This is a genomic window from Streptomyces aurantiogriseus (assembly GCF_014649375.1).
GTDB lineage: Bacteria > Actinomycetota > Actinomycetes > Streptomycetales > Streptomycetaceae > Streptomyces > Streptomyces aurantiogriseus.
On the sequence record NZ_BMSX01000011.1, the window covers coordinates 248,901 to 265,310 of the forward strand.

The 16,410-nt window shown below is 72.1% G+C and carries 17 protein-coding genes and 1 pseudogene; 13 read left to right on the forward strand and 5 right to left on the reverse strand.

All coding sequences use genetic code 11. The annotated features are described in order from the left end of the window. Positions 1-2 precede the first annotated feature (2 nt). Both IE263_RS23875 and IE263_RS23880 read right to left on the reverse strand, forming a co-directional pair. Complete coding sequence (locus IE263_RS23875) at positions 3-653, reverse strand: ThuA domain-containing protein (RefSeq protein ID WP_189939775.1); 651 nt, start codon at positions 651-653, stop codon at positions 3-5. A gap of 93 nt (positions 654-746) precedes the next feature. Beyond that, the gene (locus tag IE263_RS23880) at positions 747-1,349 is read right to left on the reverse strand and encodes a hypothetical protein (RefSeq protein ID WP_189939776.1); all 603 of its coding nucleotides are present in this window, start codon (positions 1,347-1,349) and stop codon (positions 747-749) included. A 72-nt stretch (positions 1,350-1,421) separates the two neighbouring features. On the opposite strand from IE263_RS23880, the gene IE263_RS23885 reads away from it, so the two are divergent. Continuing rightward, positions 1,422-2,054: a VOC family protein gene (locus IE263_RS23885; protein WP_189939777.1), complete on the forward strand. Its 633-nt coding sequence runs from the start codon at positions 1,422-1,424 to the stop codon at positions 2,052-2,054. A gap of 199 nt (positions 2,055-2,253) precedes the next feature. Next, a complete protein-coding gene (locus IE263_RS23890; RefSeq protein ID WP_189939778.1) occupies positions 2,254-2,649 on the forward strand; it encodes a VOC family protein in 396 nt (131 codons plus the stop codon). Here the strand turns inward: IE263_RS23890 and IE263_RS23895 are convergent. Next, positions 2,641-3,309 (reverse strand): annotated as a pseudogene (locus IE263_RS23895) (helix-turn-helix domain-containing protein); the annotation flags it as partial. The gene IE263_RS23890 and the pseudogene IE263_RS23895 overlap by 9 nt on opposite strands. 10 nt (positions 3,310-3,319) lie before the next feature. Continuing rightward, a complete protein-coding gene (locus IE263_RS23900; protein WP_189939779.1) occupies positions 3,320-4,255 on the reverse strand; it encodes an AraC family transcriptional regulator in 936 nt (311 codons plus the stop codon). An 89-nt stretch (positions 4,256-4,344) separates the two neighbouring features. Here IE263_RS23900 and IE263_RS23905 point away from each other — a divergent pair, with 89 nt between their 5' ends. Next, positions 4,345-5,184 (forward strand): NmrA family NAD(P)-binding protein, encoded by an 840-nt coding sequence (locus IE263_RS23905; protein WP_189939865.1) that lies wholly within the window; start codon positions 4,345-4,347, stop codon positions 5,182-5,184. 73 nt (positions 5,185-5,257) lie between these two features. Here the strand turns inward: IE263_RS23905 and IE263_RS23910 are convergent, their stop codons facing one another. After that, on the reverse strand, positions 5,258-6,418 hold the full coding sequence (locus IE263_RS23910) for a YihY/virulence factor BrkB family protein (RefSeq protein WP_189939780.1): 1,161 nt from the start codon (positions 6,416-6,418) through the stop codon (positions 5,258-5,260). 178 nt (positions 6,419-6,596) lie between these two features. Between IE263_RS23910 and IE263_RS23915 the strand changes: the two genes are divergently transcribed. The 10 genes from IE263_RS23915 (at position 6,597) to cysD (ending at position 16,410) form a co-directional block, all read left to right on the forward strand. After that, the gene (locus IE263_RS23915) at positions 6,597-8,246 is read left to right on the forward strand and encodes an acyl-CoA dehydrogenase family protein (protein WP_189939781.1); all 1,650 of its coding nucleotides are present in this window, start codon (positions 6,597-6,599) and stop codon (positions 8,244-8,246) included. A gap of 304 nt (positions 8,247-8,550) precedes the next feature. Continuing rightward, positions 8,551-9,849 carry a GAF domain-containing protein gene (locus IE263_RS23920; protein WP_189939866.1) on the forward strand — a complete coding sequence of 433 codons (1,299 nt, stop codon included), beginning with the start codon at positions 8,551-8,553 and terminating at the stop codon, positions 9,847-9,849. Positions 9,850-10,087: 238 nt separating this feature from the next. Further along, a complete protein-coding gene (locus IE263_RS23925; RefSeq protein WP_189939782.1) occupies positions 10,088-11,380 on the forward strand; it encodes a hypothetical protein in 1,293 nt (430 codons plus the stop codon). A gap of 17 nt (positions 11,381-11,397) precedes the next feature. Next, on the forward strand, positions 11,398-11,970 hold the full coding sequence (locus IE263_RS23930) for a GNAT family N-acetyltransferase (RefSeq protein ID WP_189939783.1): 573 nt from the start codon (positions 11,398-11,400) through the stop codon (positions 11,968-11,970). Positions 11,971-12,097: 127 nt separating this feature from the next. After that, positions 12,098-12,181: a putative leader peptide gene (locus tag IE263_RS50075; RefSeq protein ID WP_309486338.1), complete on the forward strand. Its 84-nt coding sequence runs from the start codon at positions 12,098-12,100 to the stop codon at positions 12,179-12,181. A 147-nt stretch (positions 12,182-12,328) separates the two neighbouring features. Beyond that, on the forward strand, positions 12,329-14,026 hold the full coding sequence (locus tag IE263_RS23935; RefSeq protein ID WP_189939784.1) for a nitrite/sulfite reductase: 1,698 nt from the start codon (positions 12,329-12,331) through the stop codon (positions 14,024-14,026). Next, on the forward strand, positions 14,023-14,202 hold the full coding sequence (locus IE263_RS23940; RefSeq protein WP_189939785.1) for a hypothetical protein: 180 nt from the start codon (positions 14,023-14,025) through the stop codon (positions 14,200-14,202). Before IE263_RS23935 ends, IE263_RS23940 begins: the two co-directional genes overlap by 4 nt. Then, entirely contained in the window at positions 14,199-14,909 is a 711-nt protein-coding gene (locus IE263_RS23945; protein ID WP_189939786.1) for a phosphoadenylyl-sulfate reductase, read from the forward strand. Before IE263_RS23940 ends, IE263_RS23945 begins: the two co-directional genes overlap by 4 nt. A 2-nt stretch (positions 14,910-14,911) precedes the next feature. Continuing rightward, positions 14,912-15,478: an adenylyl-sulfate kinase gene (gene cysC / locus IE263_RS23950; RefSeq protein WP_189939787.1), complete on the forward strand. Its 567-nt coding sequence runs from the start codon at positions 14,912-14,914 to the stop codon at positions 15,476-15,478. Continuing rightward, a complete protein-coding gene (gene cysD, locus IE263_RS23955) occupies positions 15,475-16,410 on the forward strand; it encodes a sulfate adenylyltransferase subunit CysD (RefSeq protein ID WP_189939788.1) in 936 nt (311 codons plus the stop codon). Before cysC ends, cysD begins: the two co-directional genes overlap by 4 nt.

The window sequence follows — 16,410 nt, forward strand, 5'->3', positions numbered from 1 at the left end:
CGTCAATCCTCCAGCCTCGCCGCCCAGTTGATTCCGCCGCGAAGGTGGGCCAGGAAGTCCGCGTCCCGGTAGGCCTCCGACGTGTGGCCGAGAGCCGTGTAGAAGACGCGGCCCGCTCCCTGTTCGCGGCACCACACGAGCGGGTGGTCGGGGCCCATGGTTCCGCCGTCGTACGAGGACTCGTCGGCGGTGGCGAGGACGTGGACCCGGTCGCGCGGGTTGGTGCGGAAGTCGTACCACTCGTCGGTGAAGTCCCAGACGGGGGGCAGATGGCGGGTGGCGGGGTGGTCGCGGTACTCGACGAGTGCCTTGCCGGGCTGGAGGGCGGGGTGACGGGCGAAGCGGGCACCGAGGAGGTCGCCGTAGTACGGCCAGTCGTACTCAGTGCAGGCCGCCGCGTGCACGCCGGCGAAGCCGCCGCCCGACTCGACGTACCCGGCGAGGCGTTCCCGTCCGGCCGGGGTGAGGACCTCGCCGCTGGTGGAGAGGAAGACGACGGCCGCGTACCCGTCCAGCGGGGCCTCCAGGGCCGTCGGGTCCTCGGTGTGGTCGACGGTGAAGTCGCCCAGTGTCCGTACGGCGGTGACGGCGTCCGGGATGGAGTCGTGGCGGTAGTCGGTGGTGCGGGTGTACACGAGCAGGCGGGTGGTCATATGGCCGGAGCCTAGGGGGGCGCGGGCGCGCCTCCCAGGGTCGTGATCAGGGCGAAAGTTTCGGCGCGGAACGAGCGGTACGGCGGACTTTCCTCATCCCCCGACGTCCACGTTGTTGTCGGGCGCCCCGTCTCCCTCCGGTGGCAGGTCACCCCGCTCCACGGGCTCGCCCCCGGCCGGGGCGGGCGGCAGGAGGGTGTCGAGTTCGCCTGCGGAGGGCTGGTGGACCTTCTCGGCGGCCTCGCGCAGAACGTCGCGCGGCACGCCCTCGCCCCCGATCCGGACGAGGAACCCCTTCTTCGGCACCACGTACTCCCCGCCGCCACCGCGGTACCAGAGGTCTCCTTCGCGGGTGCAGTCCGCGGGAGTGCCGGAGTCGTCGGCGGGCGGCTGGGTCGGGCAGGTCTCGGCGGTCATGGTGCCGCGGTCGACGGTGAGCTGAAGCTGGCTGCCGTTCTTCCGGGAGACGTACGTGGCCGAGAAGCCGTCGCCGCCGTACACGCCGACGGACTGCTGGGCGAGGGTGTAGCCGCCGGGGGCCTCGGTGACGTACACCGCGTCCGGGTGGATGCCCAACGCCTCGGCCCGGGCCTTGAGTTCGGCAGGGTCGGCGGCGCCCGCGTCCTCGGTGCCGCAGGCGGCGAGGAGCACGGGGGTCAGCAGCAGCGCCGGCAGGGCGCGTACGGTACGGATCATGCGGCCATCCTGCCGCACAGGTGTTCCACAGACGCATCCTTTTCGGCGGCGGGCCGCGTAGGCTCGGGCGGGATGAACACCATTCCCCCACGGCTCGACCACCTCGTCCTCGCAACCCCCGATCTGGCGGCGACGGTCGCCGAGTTCGCCCGGCGCACGGGGGTGGCCCCCGCCCCCGGCGGTGTGCACATCGGGCACGGCACCCGCAACCACCTGGTCGGCCTGGGCGGCAGCGCCTATCTGGAGATCATCGGGCCGGATCCCGAGCAGGCCGCGCCGACCGGTCCGCGCCCCTTCGGCGTGGACGGGCTCGACTCGCCGCGGACCATCACCTGGGCGATCAGCCCGCCCGACCTGGACGAAGCGGTGGCGACGGCCCGCGCGCACGGCTACGACCCCGGCGACGTACGGGACATGAGCCGGCGCCGCCCCGACGGCACCCTGCTGGAGTGGCGGCTGACCGACGGCGGTGACCCGCACCCGTCCGGCCTGGTCCCCTTCCTCATCGACTGGGGTGCCACGGTCCACCCCTCCGCGTCGGGCCTGCCCGTCACCCCGCTGCTGGAGCTGTCGGCCACCGCCCCCGACCCCGACGAGATCCGCCGCCTGCTGACCGCCCTCGGCACCGAACTCCCGCTGACCCAGGGCCCGGTGGGTCTCTCGTTCACGGTGGACACGCCGAACGGGCCGGTGGCCTTCAGCTGACGGTCCGGGCGGGGGATGCGGTATGCGCAATGCGGTGCGCGGTATGCAGTATGCGGCGGCACGCAGACAACCAGCATCAGGCATGAGGCATGAGACATGAGGCATACAGAGCGTGACATTCTGTATGCAGTATGCGACACGCGGCCCACTGTCCGATTCCTTCAAGACCGACCGCCCGCCTCCTGCCTACGGTGGCCGCATGACTCCACGATTCGATGCCATCGGCCTGGTCGTCTCCGACATGGCCGCCTCCGTCGCCTTCTACCGCCGGCTCGGGTTCGCCTTCTCCGAGGGCGCCGAGCGGGAGCCACACGCCGAGGCCGAACTACCAGGCGGGCTGCGGCTGTTGCTGGACACCGAGGAGACCGTCCGGTCCTTCCTCCCCGGCTGGCAGGCGCCGTCGGGAGGCGGCCGGCACTCCCTCGCCCTGCGCTGCGACGGGCCCGCCGAGGTCGACGCGGTGTACGAGGAGCTCGTGGGCGCCGGGTACGTCGGCGAGCTCAAGCCCTGGGACGCCCCCTGGGGCCAGCGGTACGCCGTCGTGCACGACCCCGACGGCAACGGCGTCGACCTGTTCGCGCCGCTGGCGCAGTAGGTCCGTCAGCGTCGTCCCGCTCAACTCCCTTACGTCCCGGGCGAGATGAGCCTGGTCGGCGTAACCGGCGCGGGTCGCCGTGTCCGCGTACGGCAGGCCTGTCCGGGCCAGGGCGAGGGCCCGCTGGAGGCGCAGGATACGGGCGAGCGTCTTGGGGCCGTAGCCGAAGGCGGTCAGGGAGCGGCGGTGCAACTGGCGTGCTCCGATGCCGAGTTCGTCGGCGGTCGCGGCGACCGGGTGGCCCGCGGCGAGGGCGGTGACCAGGTGGCGCAGCTCGGGGTCGGGCGGGGCCGCCCGTTCCAGCGCCAGCTCCTCCAGTGCCGTCGCCGGGTGTGCGGCGGCCTCGACGCGGGCGCGCAGCCGCCGTACCTCCGCCGCCGGCCACAGGTCGGCCAACTCCACGCGCTGGTCACGCAGTTCGTGGGCGGGTACGCCGAGCAGGGCGGGCGCGGTGCCGGGGTAGAAGCGCAGGCCGGCCCAGGACGCGGGCGGGGCGTCGGGGACGTAGGCGTGGGTGTCGGGGCCGGCCACCAGCAGCCGGCCCTGGTTCCACAGCAGGTCCATGCAGCCGTCGGGGAGCACGGGGTGTACCCCTGCGCCCGCCGGGGTGTTGGTCCACACCACCGCGCCGGCCAGCCGGGAGGGGCGTTCCTCGTACACGGATGCCAGGCTACGCCGCTCGTGTCCGGTGTTCCTGGGGGCTGACGCCGTAGACCCGTTTGAAGGCGCTGGACAGGGCGAACGCGCTGCCGTAGCCGACCTGGCGGGCGATCGCGCCGATCGTGTCGTCGGTGTCGCGCAGCAGGTCGGCGGCGAGGGCGAGGCGCCAGCCGGTCAGGTATGTCATCGGGGGTTCGCCGACGAGGTCGGTGAAGCGGCGGGCCAGGCCGGCGCGGGAGACGCCGGCCTTCGCGGCGAGGGAGGCCACCGTCCAGGGGTGTGCCGGGTCGTCCTGGACGAGGCGCAGGACGCGGCCCACGACCGGGTCGGCCATCGCCCGGTACCAGGCCGGCGCCTCGGCCTCCGGCCGGGAGAACCAGGCTCGCAGGGCGGCGATGACCAGCAGGTCGAGCAGCCGGTCCAGGACGACTTCCTGGCCGGGTTCGTCGCGGCCGATCTCGTCCATCAGCAGCGGGGTGAGCGGGCACTGCCACACGTCGGAGGTGAGGGACAGCAGCGGCGGCAGCGCGTCGAGCAGCCGGCCGCTGATCTCGCCCTCCATCATGTACGTCCCGATCAGCACCACCGTGGAGCCGTCCAGCCGGTCGCCCCAGGCGCGTACGCCCAGGTCCATGGAGCCGTTCAGCAGCCGCCCGTCGGGGTAGGCGCACTGTCCCTCCGGCAGGATCAGCGCCTGTGGGGGCGTCGCGGGGTCGTCGGCGCAGGTGTAGGCGCCGGGGCCGCGCGCGATGGCGAGGTCGCCGGCGACCAGCCGGATGCGGTCGCCGTCGTCGGGTACGACCCATGCCTCGCCGCGCACCATGAGCATCACCGTCAGCGGCGCGCGGTCCTCCACCCGCACCGCCCACGGCGGGTCGAAGCACGCACGGATCATGAGGGCGCCACGCGCGCGTGGACCTTCCAGAAGGCCTGCGAGTGCGTCCATGGCGCCAGCGTAGACGCGCGCTTATGGGAATGAGCCGTTCAGCGATGGGCCGGTGCGCGGGGCGGCAGTTGACTGGACGCATGACGCAGATGACGCAGGACACGGCGCGGAACATGACGGTGGTGGTGACCGGCGCGACCGGTCGTACGGGCGGACGCGTGGCGCGGGCGGCGGGGGCCGCCGGGCTCACGGTGCGGGCGGCCTCGCGGGCGACGGGCTTCGACTGGGGGGACCGGTCGACGTGGGCGCAGGCGCTGCGCGGCGCGGACGCGGCCTATCTGGCGTACCCGACGGACGTCGGCTCCCCGGAGGCGGCCCGCGCGGTCGGGGAGATCGCCCGGGAGGCGGTCGGGCTCGGTGTGCGGCGGCTGGTGCTGCTGTCGGCGCGGGGCGAGGAGCGGGCGCTGCCGACCGAGAAGGGGCTGCGGGAGTCGGGGGCGCAGTGGACGATCGTGCGGGCCGCGTGGTTCGCGCAGAACTTCAGTGAGGGCCCGCTGGTGGAGGAGCTGCGGCTCGGTGGGGGCCTGGTGTTCCCGGCGGCCGAGGGCGTGCGGGAGCCGTTCGTCGACGTGCGGGACATCGCGGACGTGGTGGTGGCCGCGCTGACGTCGGGCGACCGGTACGTGGGGCAGGAGATCGACGTGACGGGGCCGCGGCTGCTGACCTGGGGCGAGGCGATCGCCGAGATCGCCGGGGCGACGGGCCGCGGGCTGACGTACCGTTCCGTGCCCGCCCGGGAGTACCACGCGCACCTGACCGCCTTCGGTGTGCCGCCGCAGGAGGCCGATTTCCTGGTCGAGCTGTTCGAGGAGCTCCTCGACGGCCGCAACGCCCACCTCTCGGACGGCGTACGGGAGGTTCTGGGCCGGGAGCCGCGTGACTTCACGGACTTCGCGCGGGAGGCGGCGGGGGCGGGTACCTGGGGGTGACTGCGGGGTCCCTTCTCCGGGGGGCACTTCTCCGGGGGGGCACTTCTCCGGGGGGGCACTTCTCCGGGGGGGGTCACTTCTCGGGGGGCGGCTCTTCCTCCCCGCCCCCCTTCGGGGACGTCCTGGCGTGGGTCCGCAGGCGGCCGGTCACGTCCTCCGGGGGCAGGAAGCGGGACCAGCGTTCGGGGAACTCCGACGGCATGTCGGGGTCGTCGGGGTCCTCGTGGGTGCGGGCGGCGGCCATGCGGGCGACGTACTCCGCGGCCTCCTCCTCGCGCAGCCGTTCGTTGGCGGCGCGGGCCGCGGCCGTCGCGGCGGCCGGCCAGACCCGGTCGATCGCGGCGTTCACGGCGGCGCCGACCAGCACGGCGAAGGCGGACACGCCGATCCACAGCAGGACGGCGACGGCGGCGGCCAGGGAGCCGTAGATGGTGGCGCCCTCGATGGTGTTCTGCAGGTAGATGCGGAGCAGGAAGCTGCCGAGCACCCACATGGCGAGGGCGACCAGGGCGCCGGGCACGTCCTCGATCCACGGGGAGCGCACCGGCACGGACACGTGGTAGAGGGTGGTCAGGAAGGCGATCGACAGGACGATCACCACCGGCCAGTACAGGACCTGGACGACCGTCGTCGACCACGGCACGATCCGTACGACCGCGTCCGGCCCGGCGACCATCAGCGGCAGCGCGACCGAGCCGATCAGCAGGGCGGCGATGAACAGCAGGAACGCCACCAGCCGTGTCTTGACGATGCCGCGGACGCCGTCGAGGCCGTACATGACGGTGATGGTGTCGATGAAGACGTTCACCGCGCGCGAGCCGGACCACACGGCGAACAGGAAGCCGATGGAGATGACGTCGGGGCGGCCGCCCTTCATCACGTCGTCGAGGATCGGCTGGGCGATCTGTGTGACGCCCTTGTCGGACAGGACGGTGCGGGAGGCCTCCAGGAGGTTGGTCTCCAAGCTGGTGATGGTGTCGGTGCCGGTCCAGTCGTCGACATAGCCGAGGAGGCCGATGAGGCTGAGCAGCAGCGGCGGCACGGACAGCAGGGTGAAGAAGGCGGCCTCGGCGGCGAGGCCGAGGATGCGGTACTCGATGCAGGAGTTGACGGTGTCCTTGAGCAGCAGCCAGGCGGTCCTGCGCTTGGAGACGTTCCGGTAGAGGGCACGCGCGCGGTGGAGACGCCCGTGAGGGCTCTCGGGTTGCTCGGATGACTGACTTGCTGGCTGCACGTCCTAACGGTATCCGCCGAGCGAGGCTGCGCTCACCTCCGGTGGGACGCCGTCACGGTGTGCCATCGGCCCCGGCGCACGCGCGTGCGGCCCGTCCCGGGTGGCTGCCCGGGTGCTGCCCGTCTGCTGTCCGTGTCCTGGGGGTCATGAGCGGCGTACCCGGGGGTACGTTCGCGGTATGGCAGGCAGCACGCACACCGTGACCAACCAGCCCCCGCCCCTGCTGGGGTACGACGTCTACGGCGCCGACCAGGCCCTGGTGGCCGCCGTGGAACGCCACCTCGATCCGGAGCTGCTCGACGAGGCGCGCGGTGAGCTGTCCGCGCTGGGCCGGGCCGCCGGGTCGGCCCAGCTGCAGGAGTGGGCGATCCAGGCCAACGAGAACCCGCCGACCCTGCGCGCGTACGACCGCTACGGCCACCGGGTCGACGAGGTCGAGTTCCACCCGGCCTGGCACCGGCTGCTCGGCAAGGGGGTCAGTGCCGGTCTGACGGCGGCCTGGGCGCAGCCGGGCGGGCATGTGCGGCGGGCGGCGGGGTTCATGGTGTGGACGCAGGTCGAGGCGGGCAACGGCTGCCCGCTGTCGATGACCCATGCGGCGGTGCCGGCCCTGCGCACGGATCCGGCGCTGGCGGCCGAGTGGGAGCCCCGGCTGACGTCGACGATCTACGAACGCGAGATGCGGCCTCCGAGCCGGAAGGCGGGGGTGCTGTTCGGGATGGGGATGACGGAGAAGCAGGGCGGCAGCGACGTCCGGGCGAACACGACGTCCGCGCGGCCGCTCGCCGAGGACGGCGCGTACGAGCTGACCGGGCACAAGTGGTTCTGTTCGGCGCCGATGTCGGACGGTTTCCTGGTGCTGGCCCGGGCCGCCCCTTCACCGGGAGAAGGGGGCCTCACCTGCTTCCTGGTCCCCCGGGTGCTGGAGGACGGCTCCCGCAACGTCTTCCGTATCCAGCGGCTCAAGGACAAGCTGGGCAACCGGTCGAACGCCTCCGCCGAGGTCGAGTTCGACGGGACGTGGGCGCGCAGGGTCGGCGAGGAGGGGCGGGGGGTGCGCGCCATCATCGGGATGGTGGCGGCGACCCGGCTCGACTGTGTGCTGGGCTCGGCGGGGCTGATGCGGGCGGCCGTCTCCCAGGCCGTGCACCACTGCGCGTACCGGGAGGCGTTCGGCGGGAAGCTCCTCGACAAGCCGCTGATGCGCAATGTTCTGGCCGATCTCGCGCTGGAGTCGGAGGCGGCCACGACCCTGGGGCTGCGGCTCGCGGCGGCCTACGACGACGGTGGTGAGCAGGAGCGGGCACTGCTGCGGATCGCGGTGCCGGCCGCCAAGTACTGGGTGACCAAGCGCTGCACGCCGGTGACGGTGGAGGCGGCGGAGTGCCTGGGCGGCAACGGGTACGTGGAGGAGTCGGGGATGCCCCGGCTGGTGCGTGAGTCGCCGCTGAACTCGATCTGGGAGGGTGCGGGCAATGTCCAGGCGCTGGATGTGCTGCGGGCGTTGCAGCGGGAGCCGCAGGCGTTGAACGCCTATCTCCAGGAGGTGGGCCGGGCCCGGGGTGCCGATCACCGGCTGGACGCGGCGATCAAGGATCTGCTGACCGAGCTGGCCGATCTGGACGAGGCGGAGGCGCGGGCGCGGCGGCTGGCGGAGCGGTTCGCGCTGGTGCTCCAGGGGGCGCTGCTCGTTCGGTTCGCTCCGCCGGAGGTCGCCGACGCGTTCTGTGCCTCACGGCTGGGCGGCGACGGGGGTGCGGCCTTCGGGGCGCTGCCCCACAGCCTCGGTCTGGAGGCGATCGTGGAGCGGGCCAGGCCGCTGTCCTGAGCTGGGCGCCGACAGGTGCGGGGGTGGTGCTGCGCCGACACGGCACCACCCCCGCGGCAATGGCCCTGCGAGGCCAGGAACGCCGCTCGGGACGGCGTGGCACAAGTCTCGGACAGCCCGTGGATGTTGACCAGGGTTGCAAGGGGTTGCAACGTGTTGGACTCGGTGACCGGAGTGTGCCCCTCCGTCACGGGCGGACGGCAAGATGGGACCTCCAGCAAGACCGGAAACAGTCGGCGCAGAAGCTTGACATCCGGTCGCACGCCTGTGTGCTTCCCGGGAGGCCCCAGTGGCGAAGTCGCCGATGAACGTGCCGCGGTTCGCGGCCGTCGACGCCGCACGGGCGGCGCGGACGCTCAGCGAGGTGCGGGAGGCCAGGCTCGCCGGGCAGCGGGCGCGCGTCGCGCCGCGTCCGGTGATCGAGCAGTCCTGGGAGCGGGTGCTGCGCAGCGGTGTCGATCCGGAGCACGGATTCAGAGCGGGGCTGCTCAGTCCCGACGAGGTCCGGCGGCGGCGGGAGGAGTCGCCGCTGCGGGATGTGCTGCCGGTGCTGCGGGAGGGACTGCTGTCGGTCGCGGACGTCGCCCACCACATCATGGTCGTCGCCGACGGGGAGGGCCGGGTGCTGTGGCGGGAGGGCTGTTCGCCGGTGCTGCGCAAGGCCGACGGGCTCGGGTTCGAACTGGGTGCGGACTGGCGGGAGGACGTCGTCGGCACCAACGGGGTGGGTACCTCGGCGGTGGTGCGCAGACCCGTACAGGTGTTCGCTGGTGAGCACTTTGTGCGCTCGCACACCACGTGGACCTGCGCCGGCGCCCCGATCACCGACCCGCGCGACGGCCGGCTGCTCGGCGTGGTCGATGTCAGCGGCCCGCTGGAGACGATGCATCCCGCCACGCTGGCCTGGGTCGACTCGGTGGCGAAGCTCGCCGAGGCCAGGCTGCGGGAGCTGCATCTGAGTGCGCTGGAGCGGCTGCGCGCGGTGGCGGCGCCGGTGCTGGCCCGGCTGGGCGGCCGGGCGGCGGTGGTGGACGAGGACGGCTGGACCGCGGCCGTGACCGGGATGCCGTACACGAACCGGATCGCGTTGCCGAAGTCGCTGTCGCCTGGCCGGCGGTGGCTGCCGGCGCTGGGGCTGTGCTCGGTGGAGCCGCTGTCCGGGGGCTGGCTGGTGCGGACGCTCGACGCGGCTGCGGAGCCGCTGCCACCCGGCGCCACCCGGATCGTGCTGGATGTGACGCGGCCGCGCCGCTGGTCGGTGACGGTCAGCGGCGGGGCGGGTTCGTGGTCCCATGAACTCAGTCCGCGGCATGCCGAGTTGCTGTACCTGCTGGCGGTGCAGCGGGGCGGGCGCAGCGCGGCGGGGCTGGCGCAGGACGTGTTCGGCGACCCGGCGCGGACGGTGACGGTGCGGGCCGAGATGTCGCGGGTGCGGCGGTACCTGGGGGGACTCCTGGAACATCGGCCTTATCGTTTCAGCGAGGACGCGGAGGTGGAGGTGCTCCTCCCGGACGACCCGAAGGATCTCCTTCCGTACTCGAGCGCTCCGGCGGTGACGGGGGTGCGGACGACGGATTCCGTGCCGTGCCCTCCGAGGCCCTGACGACGGATTCCGTACCCCGCCCTCCGAGGCCCTGACGACGGATTCCGTGGCCCGGAGGGTGTCTCACCCCCTCATTCGTACCGTAAATCGCCTTACGTCACGGCATCTTCCGTACATGTGCGGGGACTTCGCCCCAGGGGCGTGCGGACTGCCGTAGCATCCCCTGACGGGTCACCCCACCTGCTCCTTGGTCAACGTACGGATCATCAGGCGCAGTTGGCCCGCCTCGGGAGGACAGATGAGACATCGCGGCCGACATCGACGTCGCAGGCGGGGCAGGGCACTGCGCGCGTTCCTGACCGGAACCGCGCTCGCGCTCACCGCCGCCGCCACCATGATCAGCGCTTCCCAGGCGACGGTCACGGACGGTCCCGGGGCCCTGAAGCCCCTCACCGCCTCGGCCGACACGGACGCGCTGCGGCTGACGGAGGATCCGGTGCCGCAGGCCTCCCTGGACCGGCTCGCCTCCGAGATGGGCCGGCCGGTGGGCGTCGGCGCGGTGCTGAGCGGCGCCGACCGCACCCTGCGCGACGCCGTCGACTGCACGGACACCGAGCGACGGGCGTTGCCCGTCTCCCCCACGGCCACGCGCGCGTACTGCTGGAACACCGACGAGACCGAGGGCTGGCAGCCGGGCGCGGTGACCACCTCCGGCGACGCGGACGACGACGGGTTGTGGGGCGCGCACCGGGTGATCCTGTCCGGCTGGTCCCGCAGCGCCGGCCCGGCGGCCGACCGGGGGCTGGCCCGGATCGCCTTCGTCGACGCGGCCAACCTGAACCGCCTCACCTACACCTGGGCGCTGCTCGCCGTCCCGGTCGACGGCGGACGCGACTACCGGGGGCTGGTCTCCCATGTCTCCGGGATGGTCTGGTACCAGGACAAGCTGCTGGTCACCGCCGACGACGGGGGCCGCACCGCGCTGTACGTCTACGACATGAACCGCATTCACCGCGCCACCGTCACCGGCGAGGCGATCGGGCGGGTGCCCGGCGGCTGGTCGGCGCACGGCTCCCCGTACGTCCTGCCGGCCGTCGCCTCCTACCGGCTGAGCGGCGGCCCGAACGCCCCGCACCCGGCCACCGTCTCCCTCGACCGCAGCACCGCGCCGGACAGCCTGGTCGCCGGGGAGTGGACCCTCGACGACGGTGACCGGGGCGCCCGCCTGTGGCGGTACGCCTTCGACACCGACCCCGGACGCGTCGGCCTTCTCGCCACCGACGCCGCCGGGCGGGTCCGGGCGACGGAGGCGTACCGGACGAAGCTCACCGGGGTGCGCGGGGTGCTCGCCCATGAGTCCGCCTGGTACGTGACCCGCGCGGCGGGCGCGGGCGAGCGGCAGGGGACGCTGTGGCGGCAGGACACGGACGGTTCCCGGGCCGCGGTGTGCGGTACCGCCGAGAGCCACAGCTGCTGGGGCTCCGGGACCGAGTCCCTCTCCTACTGGGCGGCGACCGGCGAGGTGTGGACGCAGTCGGGGCGGGTCCTCTTCGCGCTGCCCCTGGCCTCGATCGACAGATCAGCGGAGTAGATGATTCCCTGACCGGCATGACCAACATCCCCGTGACCACCTGGTCCCTGGAGCAGACCGCACCGAGTGACCTGCTGCCGGCCGCCGCGCCCGACGGCGACGTCCGGATCGTCCGCTCCGAGGTGCCCTCGCCGGAGTTCAGCCGCTTCCTGTACGCCTCCGTCGGCGGCGACATCCTGTGGGTCGACCGGCTGAGCTGGACCTACGCGCGGTGGCAGGAGCACCTGGAGCGTCCGGGGGTCGAGACATGGGTCGCGTACGACCGGGGCACGCCCGCCGGGTACGTGGAGCTGGCGCCGCAGGACGACGGGGTCGTGGAGATCGAGTACTTCGGGCTGATCCCCGCCTTCCGCGGCCGGCGGATCGGTGGCCATCTGCTGTCGTACGGCACCGCCCGCGCCTGGGACCTCGCGGACCGCTGGCCCGGGCTGCCGCAGACCAAGCGGGTGTGGCTGCACACGTGCAGCAAGGACGGCGAGCACGCGATGGCCAACTACCTGCGGCGCGGGTTCACGCTGTTCGACACCAAGGTCGAGGAGGAGGCGGAGGCGCCCAGCCCGGGACCCTGGCCGGGTGCATACCCCTCCTGACCTGCGCGGACAAGATGCCGCACGGCGCATGTGACCGACGACACCCTTGTCTCACATTCCGGGACAAGGGTGTCCACATGACGGACGAAGCTGGACTGTGTCCAGATCGCCATGACACGCTTCCGTCATGTCTGGAACTGGAATTGCCTTGGTGAGTCGGCGGCACGTCGACCTCGGCCGCATGTCCAGCGCCATCTGTCCGGCGAGCTGACGCTGCGTCCATCAGTGGCCCCCGGCCATGGAGCAGCACCGCCGACACCCTCCTCCACCCTCCCCGCGCAATGACGCGCACATAAACCCATGCGCCCATACGCGCTGGTCAGAGCCGCTTTCCGCCTGTCCCGAAGGACTTTTCACCATGGCCGCCACCCCGCAGAACCCTGCCGCCTCCGCGCCCCGCCGCAAGGTGAGCCGTCACCGCGGTGAGGGTCAGTGGGCCGTGGGTCACTTCACCCCGCTCAACGGCAACGAACAGTTCAAGAAGGACGACGACGGTCTCAATGTGCGGACACGCATTGAGACGATCTACTCCAAGCGGGGCTTCGACTCGATCGACCCCAACGACCTGCGCGGCCGTATGCGCTGGTGGGGCCTGTACACCCAGCGCAAGCCCGGGATCGACGGCGGCAAGACCGCGGTCCTGGAGCCGGAGGAGCTGGACGACAAGTACTTCATGCTGCGCGTCCGCATCGACGGCGGCCGGCTGACCACCCGGCAGCTGCGGGTGATCGGCGAGATCTCGCAGGAGTTCGCGCGCGGCACCGCGGACATCACCGACCGGCAGAACATCCAGCTGCACTGGATCCGCATCGAGGACGTGCCGGAGATCTGGAACCGCCTCGAGGCCGTCGGCCTGTCCACCACCGAGGCCTGCGGTGACACCCCGCGTGTCATCATCGGCTCGCCGGTCGCCGGTATCGCCGAGGACGAGATCATCGACGGCAGCCCGGCCATCGACGAGATCCACAGCCGGTACATCGGCAGCAAGGAATTCTCCAACCTGCCCCGCAAGTTCAAGACGGCCGTCTCCGGCTCCCCGCTCCTCGACGTCGCCCACGAGATCAACGACGTCGCGTTCGTCGGCGTCGAGCACCCCGAGCACGGCCCCGGCTTCGACCTGTGGGTCGGCGGCGGCCTGTCCACCAACCCGAAGATCGGCGTCCGGCTCGGCGCCTGGGTGCCGCTGGACGAGGTCCCGGACGTCTGGGCCGGCGTGATCGGCATCTTCCGCGACTACGGCTACCGGCGCCTGCGCACCCGCGCCCGCCTGAAGTTCCTGGTCGCCGACTGGGGCGCGGAGAAGTTCCGCCAGGTGCTGGAGGACGAGTACCTCAAGCGGAAGCTGGTCGACGGTCCCGCCCCCGCCGAGCCCGTGGAGCGCTGGCGCGACCACGTCGGCGTGCACCGGCAGAAGGACGGCCGGTTCTACGTCGGCTTCGCGCCGCGTGTCGGCCGTGTCGACGGCACCACGCTGACCAAGATCGCCGAGGTCGCGGAGGCACACGGTTCGGGCCGGGTGCGGACCACGGTCGAGCAGAAGATGATCGTCCTCGATGTCGAGGAGGCGCAGGTCGAGCCGCTGGTCGAGGCCCTGGAGGCCCTGGACCTGACCGCCAAGCCCTCCCCGTTCCGGCGCGGCACCATGGCCTGCACCGGCATCGAGTACTGCAAGCTCGCCATCGTCGAGACCAAGCAGCGCGGCATCACACTGATCGACGAACTCGAGCGCCGGATCCCGGAGTTCGACGAGCCGATCACCATCAACATCAACGGCTGCCCGAACGCCTGCGCCCGTATCCAGGTGGCGGACATCGGTCTCAAGGGCCAGCTCGTCCTCAACGACAAGGGTGAGCAGGTCGAGGGCTACCAGGTGCACCTGGGCGGCGCGCTCGGCCTCGACGCCGGCTTCGGCCGCAAGGTGCGGGGTCTGAAGGTGACCTCGGAGGAGCTGCCGGACTACGTCGAGCGCGTCCTGAAGCGGTTCCAGGCCGAGCGCGAGGACGGCGAGCGGTTCGCCACCTGGGCGGCCCGTGCCGACGAGGAGGCCCTCTCATGAGCGAGCGGGCCGCACCTTTCTACTGCCCGTACTGCGGCGACGAGGACCTGCGCCCCAGCGAAGAAGGTCACGGCGCCTGGGAATGCGCGGCCTGCAACCGCGCATTCCAGCTGAAGTTCCTCGGGCTGCTCGCCCGGGGCGTTCAGCGCACCGACACGGGAGGGGACCGAATATGACCGCGGTTCAGGAAGGCCGCACCACCGATGAGCTGAAGGCGCTCGCCGAACAGGCGGGACGCGATCTCGAGGACGCCTCGGCGCTGGAGATCCTCCAGTGGGCCGTGGACACCTTCGGCAAGGAGTTCTGCGTGACCTCCTCCATGGAGGACGCGGTGGTCGCGCATCTGGCGTCGCGCGTGCTGAAGGGCGTCGACGTGGTGTTCCTCGACACCGGCTACCACTTCCCGGAGACCATCGGCACCCGGGACGCGGTCGAGGCCGTGATGGACGTCAACGTCATCACGCTCACCCCGCGCCAGACGGTCGCCGAGCAGGACGCCGAGTACGGGCCGAAGCTGCACGACCGCGACCCCGACCTGTGCTGCAAGCTCCGTAAGGTCCAGCCGCTGGAGGAGGGCCTCAAGAGCTACCGGGCGTGGGCGACCGGCCTGCGCCGCGACGAGTCCCCGACCCGGGCGAACACCCCGGTCGTCGGCTGGGACGAGAAGCGGCAGAAGGTCAAGATCTCCCCGATCGCCCGCTGGACCCAGGAGGACGTGGACGCGTACGTCGCCGAGCACGGCGTGCTGACCAACCCCCTGCTGATGGACGGCTACGCCTCCGTCGGCTGCGCCCCCTGCACCCGCCGCGTCCTGGAGGGCGAGGACGCGCGCGCCGGCCGCTGGGCGGGCCGCGCGAAGACCGAGTGCGGACTGCACGGCTGACCATGACCGCGCCTACGACATTGGAGAACCACGTGACGACCGGAGCCACCGTCTGGCTCACGGGTCTGCCGAGTGCCGGCAAGACCACCATCGCGTACGAGCTGGCCGGCCGGCTGCGCGAGGAGGGCCACCTCGTCGAGGTGCTCGACGGCGACGAGATCCGCGAGTTCATCTCCGCGGGCCTCGGCTTCAGCCGTGAGGACCGGCACACCAACGTGCAGCGCATCGGCTTCCTCGCCGACCTGCTCGCCCGCAACGGCGTCAAGGCGCTCGTCCCGGTGATCGCGCCGTACGCGGACAGCCGGGACGCGGTGCGCAAGCGGCACGAGGCGAGCGGGACGGCGTACCTGGAGGTGCATGTGGCGACTCCGGTCGAGGTGTGCAGCGAGCGGGACGTCAAGGGCCTGTACGCCAAGCAGGCGGCGGGCGAGCTGACCGGGCTCACCGGGGTCGACGACCCGTACGAGGCGCCCCAGTCGCCGGATCTGCGGATCGAGTCCCAGAACCAGACCGTGCAGGAGTCCGCGGCGTCGGTGTACGCCCTGCTCAGCGAAAGGGGACTGGTGTGACGACCGTTGCCAAGGCCGAGGAGGGCACGGCGAGCCCGTACGCCCTCAGCCACCTCGACTCCCTGGAGTCGGAGGCGGTGCACATCTTCCGCGAGGTCGCGGGCGAGTTCGAGAACCCGGTGATCCTGTTCTCCGGCGGCAAGGACTCGATCGTCATGCTGCACCTGGCGCTCAAGGCGTTCACGCCGGCGCCGGTGCCGTTCTCGCTGCTGCACGTGGACACCGGGCACAACTTCCCCGAGGTCATCGAGTACCGCGACCGCACGGTGGAGCGGCACAACCTGCGGCTGCACGTCGCCTCGGTGCAGGACTACATCGACCGGGGTGTGCTGAAGGAGCGTCCGGACGGCACCCGCAACCCGCTGCAGACGCTGCCGCTGACGGAGAAGATCCAGTCGGAGCGGTTCGACGCGGTCTTCGGCGGTGGCCGCCGGGACGAGGAGAAGGCTCGGGCGAAGGAGCGGGTGTTCTCGCTGCGCGACGAGTTCTCCCAGTGGGACCCGCGCCGTCAGCGGCCCGAGCTGTGGAACCTGTACAACGGCCGGCACGCGCCCGGCGAGCACGTCCGGGTGTTCCCGCTGTCCAACTGGACCGAGCTGGATGTCTGGCAGTACATCGCCCGCGAGGGCATCGAGCTGCCGGAGATCTACTTCGCGCACGAGCGGGAGGTGTTCCAGCGCGCCGGGATGTGGCTGACGGCCGGTGAGTGGGGCGGGCCCAAGGACGGCGAGACCGTCGAGAAGCGGCTCGTGCGCTACCGGACCGTCGGTGACATGTCCTGCACCGGCGCCGTCGACTCCGACGCGACCACGCTGGACGCCGTCATCGCCGAGATCGCCGCGTCCCGGCTGACCGAGCGCGGCGCCACCCGCGCCGACGACAAGCTCTCCGAGGCCGCGATGGAAGACCGCAAGCGCGAGGGGTACTTCTAA